The sequence below is a fragment of the Maribacter hydrothermalis genome, from assembly GCF_001913155.1.
Classification (GTDB): Bacteria; Bacteroidota; Bacteroidia; order Flavobacteriales; family Flavobacteriaceae; genus Maribacter; species Maribacter hydrothermalis.
In genome coordinates this window covers 3,055,432-3,079,141 of sequence record NZ_CP018760.1, presented here as the reverse complement: position 1 = coordinate 3,079,141, position 23,710 = coordinate 3,055,432, and the positions used below count along the sequence as shown (strand labels likewise).

Below are 23,710 nucleotides of genomic sequence, written 5' to 3'. Positions count from 1 at the left end.
TTAGTAGATTATAAGCTTAAATGTTAACGCAATACATATTTTACTAAAAACACATTCAAAAATGTTAACAGACCAGTGATTACTAATGCTAGAGCTAAAGGAAAGAAATAGAATAGTATTAAAAAAATGGTCAAAAGATAAATTGGGTAGCAAATAAAGGCAAGTGCAAACCTAAAAGTTCCCATAAATTCAGCTTCAGGTACTTTTGGTTTTAACCAAAGACGCCATAAGGTTACGATCGGAAAGTTTAAGACCTCAAATAACAATTTAAAAAAATCTGTTTTTTCTTGATCAACAGGAATAATTTCAATATGCTGTTGTTGTTGACTATATGAAAGGATAGTTTTATTTACTTCAGACGGATTAAGAAAATTTACTTTATCATTCATTAACCTATTCAAAGTAAGATCATACTCATTCTCTATATGCGTAGTAAGTTCTTTTAAGGCCAAAGCGACGCTATCCTTTATAATTTGACTGGATTGATTTATAGCCTTTACATTAAATAGGCTTTTAGCCGAAATTGGTTTTCCATAACGTACTGCAACCTGGTCAGGAAAATGAACAGCGTTTTTATAATTTAAACCTACAGGAACTAATTGAATATCCAAATTTGGATAAAGCTCAAAACTCCTCATTATTATTCTTGTAAACCCTTTACTCAAAGGCCTAACTCTACGTTGAAGATTATGATTTGCCTCTGGAAAAATTACAATTGCATTCCCATCATTTAATATTTCGGCGCAAGTATCAAAAATAAAACTATTGTTAGTTAGCGTTTCACGACCATCGCGCATACGGTATATGGGCAACATTTGAAAATAGGAGAATACACGTTTTAGGAATTTTCCATTAAAAACATCTGATCTAGTTAAGAAAAAAGGTTTCCGATTACAATCTGTTGCAATAAGAAGAATATCAATTAAAGCACTTTGATGATTAGGCAAAAACAGAACAGGTTTATCTTTAGGTATATTCTCCAAACCAGAAATTACAATCTTCTTATGATAGCCATATAGTCCGGTTTTTACAACATATTTTACTATGGAATATAACCCACTCAAACCAATCTTTCTTTAATTACAGCTTTATAATTCCATAAGCCTGCTAAAATTAAACCCGAAACAATATGCCAAATCCCCCAAAACGCAGCCAACAATGCCATACCACCTAAACCGTCGAAAAAAGTAAAAATCAATAACAAACCTAACCCCGAATTTTGTATTCCTGTTTCTATAGTTACTGACCTAACGCTATGATTAGGCAATCTAAATAACTTACCTACACTGTACCCAGTAGTAAAAGCAATAAGGTTGTGAATTAATACTATCCAAAAAACATAAAAAACATAATCCATAAAAACGACGCGGTTATTATATAAAGCAATAAATACAAGGCTCACAAAAAAGATTAAAGAAACAAATTTGAGTTTTTTTGCTATTTTCAACGCAAATTTTTCGTTTAAATAATTAACATACATACCTAATAACAAAGGCAATCCTAAAAGTAGCGAGACTAATTTTATCATTTCAAATGAAGAAATCGAAATTTCTTGAACTAAGCTAGAACTCGGCGTATATAACATAGTCCAGAAATGAAAATTCAAAGGTGTCAGAACTACGGCCAATAGCGTAGCAATTGCTGTAAGACTAACAGAAAGCGCGGTATTTGCCTTAGCCAAATAAGAAATAAAATTGGAAATATTGCCTCCAGGGCAAGCCGCTACCATAAACATTCCTAAAGCAATACTGGGTAATGGTTCTATAAAAACTACTAATAAATAAGTAATTGCTGGCAGTAAAATAAACTGACTTAACAACCCTACTAGTAGTGCCTTAGGTTTTAACCATAAAGGTTTAAAGTCTTTTATCGAAATTTCCAAAGCAACACCAAACATTACTAAACCTAATACAAGGTTCATTACCCATAATGACCCTGTATCAAAATTAATATGTACGTTATCTAAAATGTTTTCAGTCAATAAACTATGAGATTTTTAATCCGTTAGGTACTTTCATTCGAGGTTGAATTAAAATTACTGCATCGTTCTCAACCGCTCCTAATATAAGACATTCACTCATAAAATTAGCAATTTGTTTTTTAGGAAAATTAATTACTGCAATCACTTGCAAACCTATAAGTTCTTTTTTTTCATAGTTTTTTGTAACCTGCGCAGAGGTCTTTCTAGTTCCAATTTCTTCTCCAAAATCTATATGCAATTTGTACGATGGGTTTCTTGCTTCTGGAAACTCGAAAACGGCGACTATGGTTCCCGTTCTCATGTCAATTTTACTAAAGTCTTTCCATGAAATAGTCTCGTTCATAATTTAATTGTTACTATTAGCTGCTCATGGCAAAATTTTGAGCGGGACCTAATTCGGCTTCACTAGTTTAAAAAAACTTTGAAAGTTATGAATCGTACTATGAAAAAACAAAATTTCTAAATTTCTTAACTTTGTACCTATAAATTTTTAGTTGATATGGCAAGAACAGAAAGCAACATGTTAGCTTTAGGAACGATAGCTCCAGAATTTAGTTTATTGGATACTATTAGTGAAACAACCACAAATCTTCATTCTTTAGTAGGATCTCATGGTACTGTAATTATGTTTATTTGTAATCATTGTCCTTTTGTTATTCATGTAAATCCAGAAATAACAAAACTTGCAAATGAATATCAAAAAAAAGGAATAGAATTTATTGCTATTTCTAGTAACGATGTTGCGAAATACCCAGAGGACGGACCTAAATTTATGCGATTAAAAGCAAAAGCCGAAGGGTATACATTTCCATATTTGTACGATGAAAACCAAATGATTGCCAAAAAATATGAAGCAGCATGTACTCCAGATTTTTATCTTTTCGACAATAAACTAAAATTGACGTATAGAGGTCAGCTAGACGATTCCAGACCTGGTAATAAGTTGCCATTAAATGGAAAAGATCTAAGAAAAGCAATTGACTGCCTGTTATCAGGAAAAAAGAATGCTGAAATTCAAAAGCCAAGTATTGGCTGTGGTATAAAATGGAAAAACAAATAAACCCAAGTTATTGAGTATTCTAAAATGAAATCTTCTCTTAAATTTATTTTGCTTGAACCCAAACTATACGACATATACATTACAATTGGCACCAGAGCCTATAATCAACATTACCGTCATCTTTGGCCAAATGGTGACACAACGACCTATATCGAAAATAGCTTTACCAAAGAAGTACTAGCAAACGAAGAGTTAAACACGAACACCGAACTTTACTTACTTGAAAAAGATGGAGATTATAAAGGCCTGTTAAAATTAGAAATTAACAAATCCATTGCTAATTTTAATAAAAAAGAGGCACTTTATTTAGATAAAATTTACATCCTACAAGAGTTTACGGGAATGGGAATAGGTAAGGCTACATTAGATTTTGTTGAGGCAAGAGCTAGAGAATTTTCTAAGAAAGCAATATTTTTAGCCTCCATGCAAAGTGGTGCAGCCCTTCCTTTTTATTTAGCAAACAAGTTTATTATTATTGATACTACGAAAGTACCATTCAATAATGTCATCGAAAAAGAAAAACCAATGTATATTTTATTAAAAGAGGTTTAATTTACAAAACAATCTACCACTTATTTTTTGTAGCTAAATTTTTAATATGAGCGTAGTGATGATTGCTATGCCATGCATATTTACCTAAATTTTCGGCTACAGAGACACTTACCTGTCCTTCTGGATGAATATAGAATTTGTGATAATCTTTTGCTGAAATACCTTTTAGTAGATACACCAATTTAGCATGTAAGGCAGTTAAATAACTTAACGACAATGTAATTGGTGCTGTCTTAGCGTCAAATAAATCACTCCACTCCTTTTCATCATATGCTTTTATTAATGGTTTATCCTCAGTTAAGGCCCATTTAAATCTTGTATAGCTATGATGGTGACTATCCGCTAAATGATGAATAACTTGCCTAACTGTCCACCCCTCTTCTCTATACGGTGTGTTTAATTTCTCCTCGGAGTAGTTAGATACCAAGCTTGAAAGTTTTTTTGGAAGTTCGTCTAAAACTAAAATCCATTCATTTATCTTTTCTATTGAAATCTCTGAAGGACATTCAAAATGACCTATCGGATATTTTAATTTTTCTATTTCTTCCATGAAATAAAAATAGAAATTTTAATAGACTTTTAACCAAAAACCTTTAGACATCAATCATTAATCTACTAACTTTATAGGATATAATATTTTAATTTAAAACACGAACAAATGTCAACAATACGATTAGGGGATAAAGCACCAGATTTTACAGCAGATAGTTCTATGGGTACCATTAATTTATATGATTATTTAGGAGACAGTTGGGGAATATTATTCTCTCACCCTGCAGATTTTACCCCAGTTTGTACCACTGAGTTAGGTACTGCTGCTAAATTTAAGGGTGAGTTTGATAAAAGAAATGTAAAAATGCTTGCTTTAAGTGTAGATGGCGCCGCATCACATGCAGAATGGATTAAAGATATAAATGAAGTACAAAATACAATTGTAAACTTCCCTATTATAGCAGATGAAGATAAGAAAGTATCTAATTTATATGATATGATACACCCAAATGCGGATAATAATTTAACAGTACGCTCTGTCTATATAATTGCCCCAGATAAAAGTGTGAAATTAACACTTACCTACCCTGCCTCCACTGGTCGTAATTTTTACGAGCTATTAAGAGTTGTAGATTCTTTACAGCTTACAGCCTACCATAAAGTTGCTACGCCCGCAAATTGGGAACAAGGTAAAGATGTTGTAGTTAGTCCCGCTATTTCTACAGCTGATGCAAAAGAAATGTTTAGCAAGGGAGTAACTGAAGTAAAACCATACTTAAGGATGACTCCCGACCCAACAAATTAAACTAGAAAGTCAGTTCATAGTCAATAAGTTAGATTGTATTTCTTAACTTTAAGATAACCTATAACAATTTAAGTTTTTAAATAAAAAAAAACTATATTTGCGCTTTAATTAATATTTAATTTTTCTATTATGAGTAAAGGAACAGTAAAATTCTTCAATGATTCTAAAGGTTACGGATTTATCACTGAAGATGGTTCAAACGAAGATCATTTTGTACACATTTCTGGCTTAATCGATGAAGTTCGTGAAGGTGATGTTGTAGAATTTGAACTACAACAAGGTAAAAAAGGATTAAACGCCGTTAATGTGAAGGTACTTGACTAGGTAACGACTTAACTTTTTTATAGTATAAAACCCGAATCTTTAGGTTCGGGTTTTTTTATTTTATTTTTTGCAAATTATACGCAACCTATTCTACTATTTCCCATCTATTAGTTATTAAATAACCGTTCCCCAACCTTATTTATGTACATATGACCATTTTTCTTACCGTATTTGTTGTTTTAATGATTATTAATATCGCAATATTTTTAAGTAGTTCTATAGCTAGAAAAAAGTAATTACTCTAAACAAAAAAACACCCGTATCTCTACAATACAGGTGTTTACATATATTTAAAAATTTTTTGGTTAACCGACTTTCATTAATTCTACATCGAATATTAATGTTGCATTTGGGGGTATAACACCACCAGCACCTGCAGCACCGTATGCCAAATTCGATGGAATCACGAAACGGGCTTTGTCACCAACTTTCAACAAAGAAATACCTTCATCCCAACCAGGGATAACTTGACCAATTCCCAATTCGAAATCAATAGGAGAATTTCGTTTGTAGGAAGAATCAAAAACTTGACCGTTTAAAAGAGACCCTTCATAATGGACAGATACGTTTTTGCCACTTTGGGCCTGTGCTCCATTACCTTTTTGAATCATTTTATAACGAAGGCCAGATGCTGTTGATTCAAAACCAGCAGCTACTTTGTCAAGTTCAGCCTCTTGCTTTGCTTTTTCAGCAGCTAAACGAGCTTCACCAGAAGCGTTAAAATTTTGAAATGCTTTTACTGCATCCCATTTTTTAGCATCTTCACCTACTCTTACAATTTCTAAAGACTTAATTAAATCCTCTTGTGCAATTGAATCAACGACTTCTTGTCCTTCTGTAACATGTCCAAATACGGTATGCTTATTATCTAACCATGGTGTAGCGACATGAGTTATAAAAAACTGACTTCCATTAGTGCCTGGTCCAGAATTTGCCATTGAAAGTACACCCGGAGCATTATGTGTTAATTCAGCATGAAATTCATCATCAAACTTATAACCAGCATCACCAGTACCTCTTCCTTGAGGACATCCTCCTTGAATCATAAAATCTGGAATAACCCTATGGAATTTTAATCCATCATAATATGGTTCGCCTATGCTTTTTGCACTATTTTTTTGATTTCCCTCTGCCAGTGCCACAAAATTACCCACTGTTCCTGGAGTTTTATCGTGTGTTAACTTTACTAAAATTTCACCTTTGCTTGTATTAAACTTAGCGTAAATTCCTTCTTCCATTATACTATTTTTAAATAAGAGGTAAAGGTAAAGAAATTTAGCGATTTTGAAGTTTAAGCTATTTTATTAAGCTCATTATTTGATATTTCTTAGAAGTTAAACTAGATAATTAATACTTCTATCGAGTAGAATTAACTAATTAGAGGATATTGTCGTTGTTTGTCTACTGAAAATAATTGCCTTGTTACTATATGCCTGTTAAACAACGTATTTACCAAATAGATTTGCTACGATTTATTGCCGCCGTTGGCATTATGCTAGTTCACTATTTGTACAGAGGCTTCAAAGCGGACAACTTAACGAACTTAAGTTTTTTGGAACTTTCAGGTGAATGGATAAAATACTGTGCTGTATTCATTGATTTATTTTTTATTATTAGTGGTTTTGTAATTACACTCTCGGTTTCAAATAAATCTGTTACTTATTTTTTTAAATCTAGGGTAGTGCGCCTATTTTCGGTGTATTGGCTTTGTGCGTTTATCACATTCATGGTAACGATATATTTTGGAGCACCAAGATTTCATGCAACTTTTGGTCAATTTTTATTCAATTTAACCTTATTACAAGACTTCTTTGATGTAGAAAGGTTAGATGGTGCTTATTGGACCATGGCCGTTGAGCTAAGGTTTTACGCTCTTGCCTTAGCTTACTTAATTTTATATCGCTACAAAAAAATCAAAATTACGACAATTGCTTATATATGGTTAGCCTTATCAATTATCTATCCATTTGTGCAAGGAAATATCATTGTTCGTGTCCTAAACTTGTTTTTAATGTTCGAATGGGCTCCCGCCTTTATTGGAGGTATTCTTATGGCCGAAATATATAAGAATAAAAAAATAAGTTTAAAAAATGGTTCAGCTATTTTTATATGTTTTATTCTTTCTACTTTTCATAGAATGATTTACGCAAAAATGGCCATGATCATTTATCAAGAAACCTTTTCAAAACCTATTATTGTTGCAGTAATGTTCTCAGTATATGCTATTATGTTAATGGTTATTTTAGGTCGTTTAAAATGGTTAAACAAACCCTATTTTTTGTATTTAGGAATTATGACCTACCCATTATATCTTCTTCATCAGCGAATTGGGTATATCATTTTCAACAATCTAATGGACCACTTCAATAAATATTTAATTCTAGTAGGTACCATAACCCTTATGATAACAGTATCTTTTATTATCGTTAAATATATAGCAGGGCCGTTATCTAATTTTCTTGAAAAATACCTTGGATTAACAATAGATTACTTCTTAAATCTAAAATGGGTAAGCAACTCTTTAAAACCTAACAAGCTAGAAAATTTACCTAGTAGTATTTCTGATAAATAAGAACTTATATTCAAACAAAAAGTTTAAAGCAAAAATAGCTTTAATTAGAAGCCGTATTTATCTACTAAATAAATTAAACTTGCCATTGAGGCCGCTCCTAATTCAAGTTCCCGTTTGTTTACTTGGTCGAAGGTATCGTTTTCAGAATGATGATGATCAAAATATCGTTGTGAATCCGGTCTTAGTCCAGCTAAAACTATATCTTCATTTTTTAAAGGCCCAATATCCGCTCCACCACTGCCTTTTTCAAAATAATGAACCAAATAGGGCTCAAATAAAGATTTCCATCCTTTAATTTTTTCAAAGTCTTTATCTGTACTATCAAACGAAAAGCCTCTTGGTGTAAAGCCTCCAGAATCGCTTTCTAAAGCAAAAATATGCTTCTCATTTTGTGATGCCGCTACCTCGGCATATTTATTTCCTCCTCTTAACCCGTTTTCTTCATTCATAAACAAAACTACCCTAACCGTGCGTTTTGGTTTGTAACCCGTTTTTTTAAACAGGTTTAACACTTCCATACTTTGCACACAACCAGCTCCGTCGTCATGAGCACCATCACCTAGATCCCAAGAATCTAAATGCCCCCCAAAAACTATAATTTCATCTGGTTTAGAAGTTCCTTTAATCTCAGCAATTACATTAAAAGATTGAACATCATCAAACTGTTTACAATTCTGCTTAAAATAAAATTTTATTTCAGGATTTAATTTTAAGGATGTACTTAATAAATCTGCTGCATTCGTACTTATTGCCGCAGCAGGTATTCTTTCATTAACTAATTGGTCGCCGTAGCTCATTGAACCCGTATGCGGAAAATCATCTAACCTAAGGTTCATGGACCGAACAATGACACCTAAGGCACCAAACTTAGAAGCTTCTAGTGCGCCTGCATAACGCTGATCAACACAATTAGAATATGAACTGAACGTGTTTATTAAAGTTGGATCCATTGGTTTATTAAAAAACACAATTTTGCCTTCAATTTTATCTTTACCTAAAACGGTCAACTGTTCTATACCATCTACCTCGATTATACCTGCTTTAATACCTTGTTGAGGCGTTGCTACAGACCCCCCTAACGCGCAAATAGCCACATTGGTAGTTACACCTGGGGTTGTTTCAAAATATGCAAATTCGGGCGTACCTCTCACCCACTTAGGAACCATTACCGGTTGTAACCAAACCTCATCAACACCCAATGAATCTAGCTGTGCTTTAGTATAATCTATAGCTTGTTGCGCTTGTATAGAGCCAGAAAGCCGACCACCTATTTGATTAGATAGGTAATTTAACCAATCGTACCCTTTACCTTGAGATAGGGCAGTATCATAAATTTTTTTAATTTGTTCTTGGTCCGTAATTTGAGCAAAACCCAAATAAGAAAAAGTAATGACTATTAATAAGGTAAGTTTATTTTTCACTCTGTAGCTGTTCTTCATAGTCGTCTAAATTAGCTATTATTTTTTCGCTTAACTTAGGCTCCTTAATATCTTTGTATTTTTTTAACGATTGAAGTAGAATCGAAGCCACAATTACACGGGTTGCCTTTTTATTATCTGCTGGCACCACATACCACGGAGCATGGTCGTGTGTTGTTTTTGAAATTGCTTCTTCGTAACATTTTTGATAAGTATTCCACAATTTACGCTCCTTTAAATCGCCGGGTGAAAATTTCCAATGTTTTTCTTTTAGCGCTAATCTTCTAAGCAAACGTTGACGCTGCTCTTCTTTAGAAAGATTTAGAAAAAATTTAAAGATTAAAGTTCCATTTGCCGCAAGGTGTCTTTCGAAATCGTTAATTTGTTCAAATCTTTTATCCCAAAACGTTTGATTTATATCCTCTACCGAATGTATGCCCGGAATATGTTCATTTAATATATATTCTGGATGAACCCTTGTCACAAGTACATTCTCGTAATGCGTTCTATTAAAAACTCCAAATTTACCTTTTGCAGGTAACACCAAATAATGTCTCCACAAATAATTATGACTTAATTCTAATTCGGTTGGCACTTTAAAACTATGTACTTCTACTCCACTTACATTAAAATCTTTAAATACTTCACGAATTAAACTATCTTTCCCAGCTGTATCCATGCCTTGTAGGCATACTAAAATACTATACTTTCCATGAGCGTATATAGTATCTTGGAACTCTCCAAGTTCTCGTCTAATTGCGGACAATTCCTTTTTTAAAACCTTATCTGATTTACCAAAATTCTCATTTGTAGCACAGTCCACTATATTAAAATCTTTATACGCCCGGTATTCTTTACTTTCTATTTTTTTCATAATGAAATATAAAATTTAAAATTTAACCATACTAATTCTATATTGATCTAATTTAGTTTTGAATAGCTGCATTAGTATCGTTTTATCGGAGTTCATAGGTATTGTAACGAATTAAATATTTTCAACGAGGCAAACAAACTAAATTTATTATTGTAAAATCCCAAATTTTACAACTTAACAACCTACAAATGAAGAAAAGTATATATCTACTCGGCGCTACGGCATTTTTAATTTTATCCTCTTTTAAGACGAATGTAGAATGCGAATATGCAAATTCGAACATGGGTTATGCAAAAGTTCAAACAAATGCTGCATTACTCACGGACGACATTAATCAAGCAAGGTTTTACACTTACAAAGCAATTAACGCCATAGAAAAAACAAAAACTCAATTGGATGTTTGTGGCTGTATTATTGCAAAAAAAAGTATCTATGAAAATATAGCTATACTTTTACAAGCAACTAAATCAACCACATTAGAAGGCACTAAAAATTACTTAAACCAATCTATTGTGCTTACGGAAAACACAATACTAACACTAGATTCTCACGACTCGCATAATAGTTCATATTCTAATGATTTGTTAACGGTAAACACAAAACCTAGCACTACCGAAATAATAGCAACAAAGGAAACTAAAAACAAAAAATTATTTGATACCATTGATGCTTCACTCGAGAAATATGAAATTTCATTGAACAAAGTTGTGGAGGGCGTTAATTGTGAAGAGGCAACGGCCTTTGCAAAAAGTATTTATAGTGAATGTGAAAAACAACTCCTAAACCCTAACTTATCTGAAGGCAGTAAATACTATAATTTACGTACTAAAAATATTACCAAAAAGGCTTTAAATAAAATTGGAAACTGCAATATGGCCAAATAGACGTATTTACAATAATACCTTATTTACTGGCAAATAATTTTACGTCGTCTTCTGAAACAACTTGACCACCAAGGATAATTAAACGTTCCACTACATTTCTAAGTTCACGTATGTTTCCTGTCCAGTCATATGCCTTTAGTAATTTAATAGCCGTATCGGAAAAGGTTTTTAAGGCCATTCCTTGTTCTTCCGTAATTTTCTTAGAGAAATGTTCTATTAATAATGGAATATCATCTCGTCTATCATTTAAACTAGGTACTTGAATAAGGATAACGGCCAACCTATGGTACAAATCTTCTCTAAAATTCCCTTGCTCTATTTCCTTTTTTAAATCTTTATTGGTAGCTGCAATAACGCGCACATCTACCTTAATATCTTTATCGGTACCTACTCTAGATATTTTACTTTCTTGTAACGCGCGTAAAACTTTTGCTTGGGCAGATAAACTCATATCTCCAATCTCATCTAAAAATATGGTCCCTTTATTTGCCGCTTCAAATTTACCGGCTCTATCTTTTACTGCAGAAGTGAATGCGCCCTTTACATGACCAAACAATTCACTTTCAATAAGTTCAGATGGTATTGCCGCACAATTAACTTCTATAAAAGGTGCATCGCTTCGGGCACTTTTTTCATGAAGCCAATGTGCAACAAGTTCCTTTCCGGTGCCATTAGAACCTGTAACTAAAACACGGGCATCAGTAGGTGCTACTTTCTCTATCATTTCTTTAATAGTATTTATTTCGCTACTAGCACCGATCATCTCATAGTTCTTACTTACTTTCTTTTTTAAATTATTATTTTCTACTACTAAAACCTTCTTATCTAAGGCATTTCTAACAGTGGTAAGCAATCTATTTAAATCTGGCGGTTTTGAAATGTAATCAAATGCACCTAAACGCATGGTATTTACAGCCGTATCTAAATCACCATGCCCTGAAATCATAATAAAAGGTATTTCCGGTTTTATTTTACGCGCCGCCTCCAGCACTTCAACTCCATCCATCTTAGGCATTTTAATATCACATAGAACTAAATCATAGTCGTTACTTTTGATAGTTTCAATACCTTTTAATCCATCTTCAGCCTCTTCTACAGTATATGATTCGTTCTCTTCGGATAAAATCTTGACCAATACTCTTCTAATTGCTGCTTCATCTTCTATTACTAATATTTTTGGCATAATAATTTTTTAAATTCCTATTCTAAATCCTGTTCTAAAGTAGAGACCTGTTGCATCGTTTAAGGTGAAAATATCATTTCTTTCTTCATCCCTTAACACTCCGTTTTGAAATAATGAACGACCGCCAATAATGTAAACGGACATATCCTTGGTTATCTTATATTGGTAACCTAAGGTCAATAATAATGCCGTAGATGAAACATCTGTAGATAAGTTATTTCCTGGAAGTAAAATATCGTTCTGAATATTTACATAATACCCATCTAAAAATAATTCTGTTTGAAAGAAATGTCCCTTCTTGGTAAAATACTTCATTCCTGATTTTGGTGCTCCGACAACATACGACCAATTAGGATGAAATCGCTTTTCATAATACAAAAAAGGCAGCGGTATATCTATAGGTGAAGTGCTATTATATGAAATACCTAAAGCTAAAATAAAAGGCTTCTCAACATCCTTAATATTCTTGTAGGTACCTGCAGTAAAATTCATATTAAAATCATCTTGTTGAAATTCTTCTACAAAGTTTGACGACCATCTTGGGGTAATAACCCCTATTAAACGCCACTTTTCACTTAATTTATACATATAAGCCAAATTCACATCTACAACATGAAATTTGTTTAAATCGTTTGAATTGGGAAACAAATCATCGGGTACCTCAAAATTATATCTATTATATTCTGCACCCAAAATAACATAGTCATTCTTTTCTCCTACCGCGATCGGCACGTTTAAGACTAGTTTTATACGAGAAGTTTCAATATTACCACTATTCTCTGGCATTATCATATACTCTATTCTAAACACATCTGGTGTTTGTGAGTATATAGAATTTACAGTTGTTACCAGTAAAAGCACCCAAAAAATATAACCGTTATGCCTTTTCATTATTCGCTACATTTGATACATTACTATGTTGAAAAGGCCCTTGTTGAAATAAATGTACATCTCTTTGAGGAAAAGGTATAGTAATATTGTTCTTTCTAAAATCGGCGTCTATTTTATAACGTAAATCGCTTTTAATACGTGGATCGGAAAAACTATCGGTTATGTAAAAGTTTAAAGTAAATACTAAGGCAGAATCGCCAAAATCCTCAAAAACAACAAATGGTTTAGGACTTTTTAGAACATTTCTTTGTGTTTTAATTACATCTAAAAGAATTTTTGTAACTAACTGAACATCACTACCGTAAGCTACACCTATCCGTATTAGTTCTCTGGTCATTTTGTGGTTTTGAGTATAGTTGTAAACAATATCACTTATAAACTTATGATTAGGAATAATGATAACCTTATCATCTCTGGTAAGTGCTCTTGTAGTTCTTAGTTTAATTTCAAATACTTTACCTACTTTACTATCAATTTCTACGATATCCCCAACTCTTAACGATTTATCTACAATGATGAATATACCACCAATAATATCCTGAAATATTTCTTGTAAAGCTAATCCAAGACCAACAAATAATGCTGCCGAGGCTGTAATTAATATGGTTATATTAATACCTGCAGCGCTCATGGTAAAAAGTATGACTATGACATAGACCAAATACTTTATAAACTTGAAAATACTAATGAATTTTAACTTATCATCAGTTTCCATTTTTCTGGTAAAAAATCTTCTTAACCCTTGTAATATTGTACTTGTAAGAAAAAAAGCTAAAGTGAGCAACAAAAGTAAACCTACCGTTATATGAATAGATTTATCGCCTTCTCCAAACTTATACCCAAGGTCTAAAAATTTTTTTATTACCCCCCAGATATCATCCTCAATAATTTCTTTAATTTTTTCTGTACTCTCCTGAATCATGACGAATATTTAAGCCATTTATATAGTTCTTTATAACTTGGTTTTTTACCATACATAAGTATGCCTACACGATATATTTTGGCTGCAACCCAAACGATACCAATAAAAGTACCTATTAAAATTAAAATTGAACTTATCAATTGCCATACGGGAACGCCACCCTCACCAATACCCCAAGGTAAACGCATGAGCATAACTATTGGCGATGTTAGCGGAAAAAGAGAAAATGCAACAGCTATTGGACCATTAGGGTTGCTAAAAACAGAAAAGAAACCTACATAGATAGCCAACATTAGCGGTAATATTACAGGAAAAATAAATTGCTGTGTATCGGTCTCATTGTCAACAGCAGCACCTATTGCAGCATAAATGGAGCTATATATTAAATAACCTAAAACAAAATAAATAATAAAGAAAATTATCATTGCAAAAATGGGTATTTCAAATATTTCTTGAGCGTATAATTGCATGTCTTGTGTTAGAGCACCAACGTTTATATTTTCACTACCAGCCATGGAAGGTGTTATACCCCCTTTTGTTAAACTAGCTGGATCAATATCAAAAATAGCTAAGCCAACAAAGAGTAAAATAGCTCCCGATACAATCCATATCCCAAATTGCGTAATACCTGCTAAAGAAGTTCCTATTATCTTTCCCATCATTAGATGAAAAGGTTTTACCGACGATATAATTACTTCTATTATTCTACTTGTTTTTTCTTCTATTACACTCCTCATTACAAAACCACCATAAATAATAATAAACATCATTATTAGATAGCCGAAGGCACCACCAATTATTGCTTTAATTTCATTTAGTCCTTTTATATTTTGAAGTCCATCAAAAGTCTCAATATTCATCGTATAACTGCGATCCATTTCGGCATACTCTTTTGGAGACAAACCTAGTTCTTGTAGTCTTTCTTGCCTTAATCTTCTAGTAATTGAATTTTCTAACTTATCTAAAACTGTAGAACTAGGCGTGTCTTTACTATAGAAAAATGAACGTTGTGCAACTTGCTCAATATTAGATTCATTTGGCAGATATATAAGTCCATAATAACCTAAACTTTCTGTAGAATCTTTGGCCTGTGCCAATGTTATATCTTTAAAATTAACATAAGAAGTTGCTTCTGAAGTAACAAATTCATTTGAAAAGTAATCACTTTCATTAAGCACACTAATTATTCTTTCCTCATTGTCATTCAGCTGTGTTAAATAAGCAATCAACAAAATCATACCCACCATAAGTAATGGGCTCAAAAATGTCATAATTACGAAAGATTTATTTCGGACTTTTGCCAAGTATTCTCTTTTAATAATCAATGGTAACTTATTCATGACCTACATTTTTATTCTGAATAGCTTTTATAAAAATATCGTTTGCTGAGGGTATTGTTTCCACAAAGCCATTTATATTGGCCCTTGAGCTTAAAAAATCCAAAACTTCTCGAGATTCACTTGTGGGCAATTGTATAGTTAAATTCAATTGGCTTTCGTTACTATCGTATGCGTTCGTTAAAAGTTGAAATTTATCCTGTATTTCGGCAATTAGAGCCTTATGATTAGAAGTTTCTAATCCTATTTTAAATATATTATTCTTATATGCTTTCTTTATATCAATTAATTTACCATCTAATATTTTTTCTGACTTATGAATTAAGGCAATATACTCGCAAAGCTCTTCAACAGATTCCATTCTATGTGTTGAAAAAATAATAGAAGTACCGTTTTCTTTTAACTCCAATATCTGTTCTTTAATAAGGTTTGCATTTATTGGGTCAAAACCACTAAATGGCTCATCAAAAATTAAAAGTTTAGGCTCATGTAATACGGTTACAACAAACTGTATTTTTTGCGCCATACCCTTAGAAAGTTCTTGAATTTTCTTATTCCACCAATCTCCTATTTCTAACTTTTCAAACCAATATTTTAAGCGTTTTTTAGCGTCATGTTTAGACAACCCTTTCAGTTGAGCAAGGTATAAGGCTTGCTCCCCAACTTTCATACTCTTATATAGACCGCGCTCTTCTGGTAAATATCCAATTTGTGAAATATGTTCGGGTCTCAATGGTTTACCATCTAAATAAACAGCTCCTTTATCAGGAAAAGTTATTTGATTTATGATACGAATTAATGTGGTTTTACCTGCTCCATTAGGGCCTAGTAAACCATAAATACTGTTTTCTGGGATTTCGAGGGAAACGTTTTTTAAAGCTGTATGGTTTCCAAATTGTTTGGTAACCTCTTTAGCGACCAAAATATGATTCATGTACGCAGTTTATTCAAAGATATTGAAATGTTTTGACTAGATATGCTCTTTATGAATCCTTTATACATTTCGCTATTTAAACGACAATTGCTACGGTTAGGAATTGCATTAAAAAGCAAAACCCACCCTTAATAAATTAAGGATGGGAAAAAAATTGCTATGAAAAAGAAAATTAATATTGGTCTCCCAATATTATCTCAAATATACGTTTTTTATTTATAAATCAAATTTTCAGCGTCTAAGAGAACATATCTTTTACTTTTTCAAAAAATGATTTATCTGATTTCTCAGGTTTAGGCTCAAAATTATCGTTCCCCTGCATTTTTTCAAAGAACTCTCTCTGTTCTTTATTCAACTCTTTAGGGGTCCAAACATTTACATGTACTAAAATATCACCAGCGCCATACCCATTTAAACTTGTAATTCCCTTACCCCTTAATCTAAGTATTTTACCCGATTGAATTCCTGGTTCCAATTTAATACGAACTTTACCACCTACGGCATCAATTTCTTTCGATGTTCCCAATACTGCCTCTGAAATACTTACATAAAGATCATAATGCAAATTATCACCTTCCCTTTTCAAAGTAGCATGTTCTTGAGTTTCAATGGCCACTAACAAATCTCCCGGGATACCATTACCCGGAGCATCGTTACCCTTGTTAGGAACCTCTAACTGCATTCCTTCTTCTACCCCTGCAGGGATATTAATTGAAACTGTTTCTTCGGTAATTTTAAGACCTTGTGCATCTGCATCGTTAGGTTTACCATCTAAAATTTGACCACTACCGCCACAAGTACTACAAACAGCTGCTGTTTGCATTCTTCCCAAAATAGTATTTTGAATTTTTGTAACCTGCCCTCTACCATTACAGGTTGAACATGTTTTATAGGTAACACCTTCTGCTTGTACTTTTCTTTTTACTTTAACTTTCTTTTCAACACCATTGGCAATTTCTTCTAATGTCAAAGTGACTCTTATCCGTAAGTTACTACCTTTTACTCGTCTTTGACCGCCACCGCCGCCAAAGCCGCTGAAGCCACCAAAACCGCCTCCGCCAAAAATATCGCCAAATTGACTGAAGATATCATCCATATTCATGCCTCCGCCAAAACCGCTGCCATTACCTCCTTCAAAGGCTGCATGTCCAAATTGATCGTAACGAGCTTTTTTGTCAGAATCACTTAAAATTTCATAAGCCTCAGCAGATTTTTTAAACTTCTCTTCCGCAGCACTATCCCCTGGATTTTTATCAGGGTGGTACTGTAGTGCCTTCTTTCGATAGGCTTTTTTTATTTCTGCAGCAGATGCACTCTTACTGACGCCTAAAACATCATAATAATCTTCCTTCATCACAAATTTTTAATTTCCTACTACAACTTTTGGATGCCTAATGATACGGTCACCTAACTTAAATCCTTTTTCAATAACGTCAACAATCTTGCCCTTCATCTTTTTGTCCGGAGCCGGTATTTGAGTAATAGCCTCATGGATATCTGCATCAAAAACATCACCAGCTTTCACTTCCAATGTTTCTAGCCCTTTAGATTTTAAAGTCTCTATTAATTTAACCTTGATTAACTCAATTCCCTTAAAAGTTTCTTTATCAGCAGACTTGGCTAACTCTTTCATAGCCCTGTCAAAATCATCCATTACAGGTAATAAGGAAACCATAACTTCTTGACCTGCAGTTTTAAATAAGTCCATTCGTTCCTTTGACGTACGTCTTTTATAATTCTCAAACTCTGCAAATAATCTTAAAAATTTATCTTTTTCTTTCGCAAGTTCTTCACTAAGTGTCTCTTCCACAGACAATTCTACACCTTCATCTACATTATCTTGCTTTTGCTCTTGGTCCTCACCATTTAAAAGCGCATCATCCAAGAATTCATCTTCCAACGTGTTTTCTTTATCACTCATAATTTGTTGTAATTTAAATCGCTGATTAAAAGCAGGCAAAAGTACTGCCAATTCTTTAAAAATGTCAAAATGTCACAAAAGAATAAAAAAAAATCCGCCAAAAAGCGGATTTAAATTCGTTTTAATAATTCTCAAATTCTATAATGAAACAAACTCTTTTGCTGTTTTGTTTCTAGTGCTGTTGCATGGTGTATCTCTATCATATATATCCGCAAGGGCTTGGCATATATTAGTATACTTAAAAATATAACCTTCTTCCTCTATTTTTTTACTGCTAACCCTTTGACTCGCAAATAAAATATAAGACATATCCCCAAGAATTGTGCGCATTAAAAACTTAGGAATATTTGGCAGTAATAACGGTTGATCTAATGCTTTGGCAATTTCCTTAACCAGTTTATTATTTGTTACAGGATTAGGAGCAACCCCATTAAAAGTTCCTTCGAGATGTAATGTTGCAATATGAAGAAATATACCAGCTATGTCAAAAACATGTATCCATGACTGCCATTGTTCACCAGAACCAAAGGCTGAACCGACATAATAGTTGATAGGCTTTGCCATTTCTGGCAAGGCACCCCCAGAACCAGATAGCACTAAACCTATACGCACTTTAGCTACTGCAAGTCCTAATTCTTCAAATTCATTGACTTTATTCTCCCATAAAGAAACTACTTTCCCTAAAAAACTATCATCAACATTAGTTACGTTTTCAGTATAATAATTACTAAGTGAATCTGGGTAAACACCAATTGCGGAAGCAGAAACTATAGATTTTACAGTTTTATTTTCTATTTTTAAAAGAGATTCCTTTAGTAGATCCAATGAATCTATTCTACTACTTAAAATTTCTTTTTTATACTCATTTGTCCATCGTTTGGAAATACTTGAACCTGCCAAATTTATAATTACCGAAACATCTTTAAAACACTCAAGATCAATCTCTTTTGTGGCTACATCCCAAAAATAACCTTGATAGTTTTCCTCCGAAACAATTTTACTTTTACTAGTCGTTAAGTAGTTGACTGCATATCCTCTTTCATGGCATTGAGATACTAACTCACTACCTACTAAACCTGTTGCACCTGTTATCAATACTTTCATAGTTTAAAGGTATTGCTTTTGATTATTCTTGATGTATATTTTAATTTGGATTTAACATTACGGCCAAACTTATTGACTTACAAGGTCTTAAAATTTTATTAATATAAAAACAAGATGAAGTTTTAAGCTTTTCTAGCTCTTAACATTTCTCTTTTACCTGGAGGTCCAGGTAATTTTTCCACGAGAAAACCAACTTCTAACATGGCACGCCTAACACTTCCCTTAGCTGCATAGGTAACTAAATAGCCGCCAGATTTTAATGCGGCGAACATTATACTGAATATTTCTACGGTCCACAATTCTGGTTGAACCCGAGCGCCAAATGCATCAAAATAAATAAGGTCTATTGAATTGATTATATCAATTTCTTTAAAAAATTTCTTTTCTTTTTGAATTTTAAAATCTGCACTTATCTCAATCTGCTCTTCCCAAGGAGCGTTATGTATTAAATTGAACTCATTTTTTAGAGAAACCGCATTCAATTCTTCTAAATAATTTAATTGCGAAAGCTCGTCATTAGAAACTGGGAAAGCCTCAACACCAATATAGTTAATCGTTAAATTCCGCTTTAATGCTTCAATTAAGGTAATAAACGCATTTAAACCAGTTCCTAAGCCAATTTCAAGAACAGCTAACTCTCGGTTTTTAAATAAGTTTAATCCTGAATCTATAAAAACATGATAAGCCTCTTGTATGGCGCCATGCTTAGAATGGTATTGTTCTTGCCAGTCTTTAATTTGGATGGTTTTAGAGCCATCTGCCGTGGTAATTATTTCTCTTTCCAACTTAATTTGGTACTAATACTCCGGAAGCCTCAAAACTAAATGTCCTTTTTGGGGTAGTGATTTTAGCAATATCTTCATCAGATTTATTAGCATCTTTTGCATAATGCCTTTGATCATTAACAGTCATTTCTTCAACAAAAGCTAAACCATTTAATATCACCTCTTTCCCTGGAATATCTGATGGCATAAAAAATGCATAATCTTTAAACCGTACCATGGCCTGCTCCCCTTGAGGAAGTTCAACAACCATCCAACAACCTTTTACTTTGCAAACTTCTTTTACAATGGTCTTAAATTGCATTTTAACCGAATCCTGGATAGCCATTGTAGCATATTTTTTCCAAATTTCACTTTCTTGTTCAACAGTATTTAATTTAAATTCCTCTCCATAAAACATCCCAGAATCTTGAACAGTAGATGATACTATTTTGTTTTGTTCCTGACTTTGGCAGGATAACAATCCCAATAAAAACACAAGTAAAATGTTAAATCCTTTCATAAATCTCAAAAATGATAAATTAGTTACAAAACTGGTCATTTTAAATCTAAAAAAGAAGAACTAGTAGTGATATTTGTTTAATTTTATTCAACTAAAGTTATATGTTTTATGAGTATTGAAACTAAAAATATCATTGTAGAAAAAGTTAAGACATCAAAAATTGATCAAGTAGATTTTGATAATCTAGCATTTGGGTCAGTTTTCACTGATCATATGGTTGTCTGCACGTTTAAAAATGGTGAATGGGAAACTCCGACTATAATGCCATATCAGCCAATAACCCTTGATCCATCATCTAAGATTTTTCATTATGGACAATCTATTTTTGAAGGTATGAAGGCATATAAAGACAAAGACAACGATATTTATTTATTTAGACCTCTAGATAACTTTAAACGGCTTAATATATCTGCAGAAAGAATGTGTATTCCACAAATTCCTGAAGAATACTTTATGAATAGTCTTACAACATTATTACAATTAGACAAAGAATTTATACCTACCAAAGAAGGAAGTTCATTGTACATAAGACCATTTATGTTTGCATCTGGAAACGGATTTCATGCATCACCTGCAAATGAGTATAAATTTATTATAGCCTGTGCACCATCTGGAGCTTATTTTTCTGGAAAGGTAAAAGTATTGATAGAAGAAAAGTATTCTAGATCTGCGAATGGCGGTGTTGGTTTTGCTAAGACTGGCGGTAATTATGCTGGGCAATTTTACCCTACACAGTTAGCAGTTGCTAAAGGATACAACCAAGTAATTTGGACCGATGACAGCACCCATGAATTTATTGAAGAAGCTGGCGCCATGAATATTTTCATTAGAATAAACGACACCCTTATTACAGGCCCTACTAGTGATCGCATACTTGATGGTATAACACGCAAAAGTATTTTAGAAATTGCCAAGGATCAAGGTATTAAAACGGAAGTAAGAAAGATAACCGTAAAAGAAGTAATTGAGGCAGCTGAAAATGGTTCATTAAAAGAAATGTTCGGTGCTGGGACCGCTGCGGTTATTTCACCAATATCTAGTTTTGGTTTTAGAGAAACTGATTATGACTTGCCAGAAATAGAAAACAGTTTTAATCAACGTCTAAAAAAGATTATTACAGATATTCAATACAATAAATCTGAAGACAAATTTGGATGGAGGTATAAAGTTAAAGTATAAAAAAAGGGCGTTCGCCCTTTTTTTTATTTATCTAATATCATTTCAATATTGGGTTTAAAATAATTTGGCCCTTTTAAAACTTTACCATCTTCCCTATAAATAGGTTTACCATTGGCACCTAGCTTACTCATATTACTACGTTGAATTTCATTAAATACTTCTTCTATTTTATATTGCATTCCGTGCTCTAGAATAGTACCGCATAATATGTACAACATATCGCCTAGTGCATCAGCTACTTCAACAAGATCATTATTTTTAGCAGCTTCCAAATACTCTTTGTTTTCTTCATCCATAAGGTTAAAACGCAAATTATTTTTAGCTTCACCCAAATCGGCAACCATTTCTTCTGAAACACCTAGACCAAATGAATTATGAAATTTCTTTACCGCTTTGATTTTATTTTTCATCTTTTTTATATCGTTTTCCGTTAGCTTTGCGTAAAAATAGGAAATATGTTTAGCTCCGGACAAATCATTTTTACCATAGTATTTGCAATCGCTTTTGCCGTAATTATTATAATTTCCTATAAAAAAGATTTCAAATTACATCAAAAGAATTTCAAAGGTGTTAAATGGATTGGGATTTTCTTTGCATTATTCATTATTTTTTTACTGTGTATTAAATACTTTCTTAAAGATTAGTTAAATTTTTACCTACACCAAAAAATTTAAGTCCTTAACAACAAAACAGCAATTTTGCACGTATAATATACCAAATAACGTAATTTTGCGTTATTCATCTATAAGGGGCGAATAATTATGATGACATTTCTTACAATTTTCTTAGTTTTAATAGTGGTTAATATTGCAATGTTGGCAGTTAACTTGTTAAGTGTTTCCCAAAAATCGAAAACAACTTCTCAAAAATTATCTAACGAAAACATTTCAACAATCTATCCATTAGATTTACTAACCTCTAGCTACAAGAAAGCAGTTTAGTTTATACCTTTATAAGGTATGAAGCAATTTTTACTTGTATTCTTAGGAGGAGGTTTTGGCAGTATCTTAAGATATTGGATTTCAAAGAACCTAAATTCGTATTATTCTAATTTTTATTTAGGTACATTTCTAGTAAACATCATAGGTTGTATTTTAATAGGACTTCTTATTGGCCTAACTTTAAAGTATAATTACATTACCGAAAATCAAACTTTATTATTAGCTACCGGATTTTGCGGAGGCTTTACCACATTTTCTACATTCGCCTTAGAAAGCAACATGCTACTAAAAGAAACATCAATACTATCCACGTCTCTTTACATGGGCCTAAGTGTTATTATAGGCATTTTCGCCATTTCATTAGGATTATGGATTAGTAAAACGCTCTAATAACTACGCTCACATTCATTTTTTACATTTTTCAAGATACTTAATGCTTTAGGTATTAGCGATTCTATCTCCCAATCATCATTTAAAAATTCAATTTTCTGATGATTACGTTCGAGATTGGACAATACCCTACACTCTAGCCCTTCACTTTCTTTAAAATACATCAAAATAAATATATATACCCATAAATTTATAGGGTATAAATTATTATAATGATAATAATATTCAATTAACCCCTAAATAAATAGGGGTATATTTATTTTAACATATATTTGGCTATATCAAAAACTTAATTAAATGAAAAAAATCGAGGCAATTATCAGAAAATCGAAGTTTGACGATGTCAAAGAGGCATTACACAAAATTGAGGTTAATTTCTTTAGTTATTGGGATGTAACAGGAGTAGGAAATGAAAAGCAAGGTCATGTGTATCGTGGTATTTCTTATAGCACAACAGATATTCAACGTAGATACCTATCAATAGTAGTATCAGATGACTTTCTTGAAAGAACAGTGAATTCTATTCTTGAGTCCGCATATTCTGGTAATGTAGGTGACGGTAAAATTTTTGTTTCCGACATACAAGAGGCCTATAGAATTAGAACAAAAGAAAAAGGCCTAGCGGGAATCAACTAAACCAATTCACAAATTAAAAAATTAAA

Annotated in this window: 27 protein-coding genes; 9 read left to right on the top strand and 18 right to left on the bottom strand. The window is 32.6% G+C overall.

The window, feature by feature from the left end:
* Positions 1-23 precede the first annotated feature (23 nt).
* From BTR34_RS13235 to BTR34_RS13225, 3 genes are read right to left on the bottom strand one after another with little or no spacing between them, the layout of a single operon-like run.
* Complete coding sequence (locus tag BTR34_RS13235; RefSeq protein ID WP_197496193.1) at positions 24-1,064, bottom strand: lysophospholipid acyltransferase family protein; 1,041 nt, start codon at positions 1,062-1,064, stop codon at positions 24-26.
* The gene (locus BTR34_RS13230) at positions 1,061-1,981 is read right to left on the bottom strand and encodes a bile acid:sodium symporter family protein (protein ID WP_068486186.1); all 921 of its coding nucleotides are present in this window, start codon (positions 1,979-1,981) and stop codon (positions 1,061-1,063) included. The genes BTR34_RS13235 and BTR34_RS13230 overlap by 4 nt, the downstream gene beginning before the upstream one ends.
* Positions 1,982-1,985: 4 nt before the next feature.
* Positions 1,986-2,324, bottom strand: a complete 339-nt coding sequence (locus tag BTR34_RS13225; RefSeq protein ID WP_068486183.1) for a tRNA-binding protein — start codon at positions 2,322-2,324, stop codon at positions 1,986-1,988.
* A gap of 156 nt (positions 2,325-2,480) precedes the next feature.
* On the opposite strand from BTR34_RS13225, the gene BTR34_RS13220 reads away from it, so the two are divergent.
* Both BTR34_RS13220 and BTR34_RS13215 read left to right on the top strand, forming a co-directional pair.
* Positions 2,481-3,041: a thioredoxin family protein gene (locus tag BTR34_RS13220; RefSeq protein WP_068486181.1), complete on the top strand. Its 561-nt coding sequence runs from the start codon at positions 2,481-2,483 to the stop codon at positions 3,039-3,041.
* Between the two features lie 24 nt (positions 3,042-3,065).
* The gene (locus tag BTR34_RS13215; RefSeq protein WP_068486180.1) at positions 3,066-3,593 is read left to right on the top strand and encodes a GNAT family N-acetyltransferase; all 528 of its coding nucleotides are present in this window, start codon (positions 3,066-3,068) and stop codon (positions 3,591-3,593) included.
* A gap of 13 nt (positions 3,594-3,606) precedes the next feature.
* On the opposite strand, the gene BTR34_RS13210 is transcribed toward BTR34_RS13215, so the two are convergent.
* Positions 3,607-4,143, bottom strand: coding sequence for a YfiT family bacillithiol transferase (locus BTR34_RS13210; protein ID WP_068486178.1), 537 nt, complete (start codon positions 4,141-4,143; stop codon positions 3,607-3,609).
* A gap of 108 nt (positions 4,144-4,251) precedes the next feature.
* Between BTR34_RS13210 and BTR34_RS13205 the strand changes: the two genes are divergently transcribed.
* Complete coding sequence (locus BTR34_RS13205) at positions 4,252-4,890, top strand: peroxiredoxin (RefSeq protein ID WP_068486176.1); 639 nt, start codon at positions 4,252-4,254, stop codon at positions 4,888-4,890.
* Between the two features lie 129 nt (positions 4,891-5,019).
* The gene (locus BTR34_RS13200) at positions 5,020-5,214 is read left to right on the top strand and encodes a cold-shock protein (RefSeq protein WP_068486174.1); all 195 of its coding nucleotides are present in this window, start codon (positions 5,020-5,022) and stop codon (positions 5,212-5,214) included.
* Positions 5,215-5,519: 305 nt separating this feature from the next.
* Here BTR34_RS13200 and BTR34_RS13195 read toward each other — a convergent pair whose 3' ends face one another.
* Positions 5,520-6,452: a peptidylprolyl isomerase gene (locus BTR34_RS13195; protein ID WP_068486172.1), complete on the bottom strand. Its 933-nt coding sequence runs from the start codon at positions 6,450-6,452 to the stop codon at positions 5,520-5,522.
* A 191-nt stretch (positions 6,453-6,643) separates the two neighbouring features.
* On the opposite strand from BTR34_RS13195, the gene BTR34_RS13190 reads away from it, so the two are divergent.
* Positions 6,644-7,786, top strand: coding sequence for an acyltransferase family protein (locus BTR34_RS13190; RefSeq protein WP_068486170.1), 1,143 nt, complete (start codon positions 6,644-6,646; stop codon positions 7,784-7,786).
* A 44-nt stretch (positions 7,787-7,830) separates the two neighbouring features.
* Here the strand turns inward: BTR34_RS13190 and BTR34_RS13185 are convergent, their stop codons facing one another.
* Together BTR34_RS13185 and BTR34_RS13180 are read right to left on the bottom strand one after the other, a co-directional pair.
* Positions 7,831-9,225 carry a M20/M25/M40 family metallo-hydrolase gene (locus BTR34_RS13185; protein WP_068486168.1) on the bottom strand — a complete coding sequence of 465 codons (1,395 nt, stop codon included), beginning with the start codon at positions 9,223-9,225 and terminating at the stop codon, positions 7,831-7,833.
* Complete coding sequence (locus BTR34_RS13180; protein WP_068486167.1) at positions 9,197-10,078, bottom strand: PPK2 family polyphosphate kinase; 882 nt, start codon at positions 10,076-10,078, stop codon at positions 9,197-9,199. Before BTR34_RS13180 ends, BTR34_RS13185 begins: the two co-directional genes overlap by 29 nt.
* A gap of 188 nt (positions 10,079-10,266) precedes the next feature.
* Here BTR34_RS13180 and BTR34_RS13175 point away from each other — a divergent pair, with 188 nt between their 5' ends.
* Entirely contained in the window at positions 10,267-10,962 is a 696-nt protein-coding gene (locus BTR34_RS13175) for a hypothetical protein (RefSeq protein ID WP_068486166.1), read from the top strand.
* A 19-nt stretch (positions 10,963-10,981) separates the two neighbouring features.
* On the opposite strand, the gene BTR34_RS13170 is transcribed toward BTR34_RS13175, so the two are convergent.
* The 10 genes from BTR34_RS13170 to BTR34_RS13125 all read right to left on the bottom strand — a co-directional run bounded on the left by BTR34_RS13170 (position 10,982) and on the right by BTR34_RS13125 (position 20,538).
* A complete protein-coding gene (locus tag BTR34_RS13170) occupies positions 10,982-12,145 on the bottom strand; it encodes a sigma-54-dependent transcriptional regulator (RefSeq protein WP_068486165.1) in 1,164 nt (387 codons plus the stop codon).
* A 9-nt stretch (positions 12,146-12,154) separates the two neighbouring features.
* Complete coding sequence (locus BTR34_RS13165; RefSeq protein ID WP_068486164.1) at positions 12,155-13,036, bottom strand: DUF6268 family outer membrane beta-barrel protein; 882 nt, start codon at positions 13,034-13,036, stop codon at positions 12,155-12,157.
* A complete protein-coding gene (locus BTR34_RS13160) occupies positions 13,023-13,958 on the bottom strand; it encodes a mechanosensitive ion channel family protein (RefSeq protein WP_068486162.1) in 936 nt (311 codons plus the stop codon). The genes BTR34_RS13165 and BTR34_RS13160 overlap by 14 nt, the downstream gene beginning before the upstream one ends.
* Entirely contained in the window at positions 13,955-15,298 is a 1,344-nt protein-coding gene (locus tag BTR34_RS13155; protein ID WP_068486160.1) for an ABC transporter permease, read from the bottom strand. Before BTR34_RS13155 ends, BTR34_RS13160 begins: the two co-directional genes overlap by 4 nt.
* On the bottom strand, positions 15,291-16,229 hold the full coding sequence (locus tag BTR34_RS13150) for an ABC transporter ATP-binding protein (RefSeq protein ID WP_068486158.1): 939 nt from the start codon (positions 16,227-16,229) through the stop codon (positions 15,291-15,293). The genes BTR34_RS13155 and BTR34_RS13150 overlap by 8 nt, the downstream gene beginning before the upstream one ends.
* 238 nt (positions 16,230-16,467) lie before the next feature.
* On the bottom strand, positions 16,468-17,583 hold the full coding sequence (gene dnaJ / locus BTR34_RS13145; protein ID WP_068486156.1) for a molecular chaperone DnaJ: 1,116 nt from the start codon (positions 17,581-17,583) through the stop codon (positions 16,468-16,470).
* 9 nt (positions 17,584-17,592) lie between these two features.
* A complete protein-coding gene (locus tag BTR34_RS13140) occupies positions 17,593-18,150 on the bottom strand; it encodes a nucleotide exchange factor GrpE (protein ID WP_068486155.1) in 558 nt (185 codons plus the stop codon).
* Positions 18,151-18,288: 138 nt separating this feature from the next.
* Positions 18,289-19,254 carry a TIGR01777 family oxidoreductase gene (locus BTR34_RS13135; RefSeq protein WP_068486152.1) on the bottom strand — a complete coding sequence of 322 codons (966 nt, stop codon included), beginning with the start codon at positions 19,252-19,254 and terminating at the stop codon, positions 18,289-18,291.
* A 122-nt stretch (positions 19,255-19,376) separates the two neighbouring features.
* Positions 19,377-20,039 (bottom strand): tRNA (5-methylaminomethyl-2-thiouridine)(34)-methyltransferase MnmD, encoded by a 663-nt coding sequence (gene mnmD, locus BTR34_RS13130; RefSeq protein WP_068486151.1) that lies wholly within the window; start codon positions 20,037-20,039, stop codon positions 19,377-19,379.
* A 1-nt stretch (position 20,040) separates the two neighbouring features.
* Positions 20,041-20,538, bottom strand: a complete 498-nt coding sequence (locus tag BTR34_RS13125; RefSeq protein WP_068486149.1) for a DUF4920 domain-containing protein — start codon at positions 20,536-20,538, stop codon at positions 20,041-20,043.
* A 108-nt stretch (positions 20,539-20,646) separates the two neighbouring features.
* Here BTR34_RS13125 and BTR34_RS13120 point away from each other — a divergent pair, with 108 nt between their 5' ends.
* Positions 20,647-21,717 carry a branched-chain amino acid aminotransferase gene (locus BTR34_RS13120; protein ID WP_068486147.1) on the top strand — a complete coding sequence of 357 codons (1,071 nt, stop codon included), beginning with the start codon at positions 20,647-20,649 and terminating at the stop codon, positions 21,715-21,717.
* A gap of 23 nt (positions 21,718-21,740) precedes the next feature.
* On the opposite strand, the gene BTR34_RS13115 is transcribed toward BTR34_RS13120, so the two are convergent.
* The gene (locus BTR34_RS13115; RefSeq protein WP_068486145.1) at positions 21,741-22,127 is read right to left on the bottom strand and encodes a pyrophosphohydrolase domain-containing protein; all 387 of its coding nucleotides are present in this window, start codon (positions 22,125-22,127) and stop codon (positions 21,741-21,743) included.
* Positions 22,128-22,676: 549 nt separating this feature from the next.
* On the opposite strand from BTR34_RS13115, the gene crcB reads away from it, so the two are divergent.
* Both crcB and BTR34_RS13100 read left to right on the top strand, forming a co-directional pair.
* Complete coding sequence (gene crcB / locus BTR34_RS13105; protein WP_068486141.1) at positions 22,677-23,048, top strand: fluoride efflux transporter CrcB; 372 nt, start codon at positions 22,677-22,679, stop codon at positions 23,046-23,048.
* 297 nt (positions 23,049-23,345) lie between these two features.
* Positions 23,346-23,684 (top strand): P-II family nitrogen regulator, encoded by a 339-nt coding sequence (locus tag BTR34_RS13100; RefSeq protein WP_068486139.1) that lies wholly within the window; start codon positions 23,346-23,348, stop codon positions 23,682-23,684.
* Positions 23,685-23,710 lie beyond the last annotated feature (26 nt).

Coding starts and splice junctions, on each gene's coding strand:
- BTR34_RS13225 (WP_068486183.1), bottom strand. CDS start 2,324: ATGAACGAGACTATTTCATGGAAAGACTTTAGTAAAATTGACATGAGA.
- BTR34_RS13220 (WP_068486181.1), top strand. CDS start 2,481: ATGGCAAGAACAGAAAGCAACATGTTAGCTTTAGGAACGATAGCTCCA.
- BTR34_RS13215 (WP_068486180.1), top strand. CDS start 3,066: ATGAAATCTTCTCTTAAATTTATTTTGCTTGAACCCAAACTATACGAC.
- BTR34_RS13210 (WP_068486178.1), bottom strand. CDS start 4,143: ATGGAAGAAATAGAAAAATTAAAATATCCGATAGGTCATTTTGAATGT.
- BTR34_RS13205 (WP_068486176.1), top strand. CDS start 4,252: ATGTCAACAATACGATTAGGGGATAAAGCACCAGATTTTACAGCAGAT.
- BTR34_RS13200 (WP_068486174.1), top strand. CDS start 5,020: ATGAGTAAAGGAACAGTAAAATTCTTCAATGATTCTAAAGGTTACGGA.
- BTR34_RS13195 (WP_068486172.1), bottom strand. CDS start 6,452: ATGGAAGAAGGAATTTACGCTAAGTTTAATACAAGCAAAGGTGAAATT.
- BTR34_RS13190 (WP_068486170.1), top strand. CDS start 6,644: ATGCCTGTTAAACAACGTATTTACCAAATAGATTTGCTACGATTTATT.
- BTR34_RS13185 (WP_068486168.1), bottom strand. CDS start 9,225: ATGAAGAACAGCTACAGAGTGAAAAATAAACTTACCTTATTAATAGTC.
- BTR34_RS13180 (WP_068486167.1), bottom strand. CDS start 10,078: ATGAAAAAAATAGAAAGTAAAGAATACCGGGCGTATAAAGATTTTAAT.
- BTR34_RS13175 (WP_068486166.1), top strand. CDS start 10,267: ATGAAGAAAAGTATATATCTACTCGGCGCTACGGCATTTTTAATTTTA.
- BTR34_RS13170 (WP_068486165.1), bottom strand. CDS start 12,145: ATGCCAAAAATATTAGTAATAGAAGATGAAGCAGCAATTAGAAGAGTA.
- BTR34_RS13165 (WP_068486164.1), bottom strand. CDS start 13,036: ATGAAAAGGCATAACGGTTATATTTTTTGGGTGCTTTTACTGGTAACA.
- BTR34_RS13160 (WP_068486162.1), bottom strand. CDS start 13,958: ATGATTCAGGAGAGTACAGAAAAAATTAAAGAAATTATTGAGGATGAT.
- BTR34_RS13155 (WP_068486160.1), bottom strand. CDS start 15,298: ATGAATAAGTTACCATTGATTATTAAAAGAGAATACTTGGCAAAAGTC.
- BTR34_RS13150 (WP_068486158.1), bottom strand. CDS start 16,229: ATGAATCATATTTTGGTCGCTAAAGAGGTTACCAAACAATTTGGAAAC.
- dnaJ (WP_068486156.1), bottom strand. CDS start 17,583: ATGAAGGAAGATTATTATGATGTTTTAGGCGTCAGTAAGAGTGCATCT.
- BTR34_RS13140 (WP_068486155.1), bottom strand. CDS start 18,150: ATGAGTGATAAAGAAAACACGTTGGAAGATGAATTCTTGGATGATGCG.
- BTR34_RS13135 (WP_068486152.1), bottom strand. CDS start 19,254: ATGAAAGTATTGATAACAGGTGCAACAGGTTTAGTAGGTAGTGAGTTA.
- BTR34_RS13125 (WP_068486149.1), bottom strand. CDS start 20,538: ATGAAAGGATTTAACATTTTACTTGTGTTTTTATTGGGATTGTTATCC.
- BTR34_RS13120 (WP_068486147.1), top strand. CDS start 20,647: ATGAGTATTGAAACTAAAAATATCATTGTAGAAAAAGTTAAGACATCA.
- BTR34_RS13115 (WP_068486145.1), bottom strand. CDS start 22,127: ATGAAAAATAAAATCAAAGCGGTAAAGAAATTTCATAATTCATTTGGT.
- crcB (WP_068486141.1), top strand. CDS start 22,677: ATGAAGCAATTTTTACTTGTATTCTTAGGAGGAGGTTTTGGCAGTATC.
- BTR34_RS13100 (WP_068486139.1), top strand. CDS start 23,346: ATGAAAAAAATCGAGGCAATTATCAGAAAATCGAAGTTTGACGATGTC.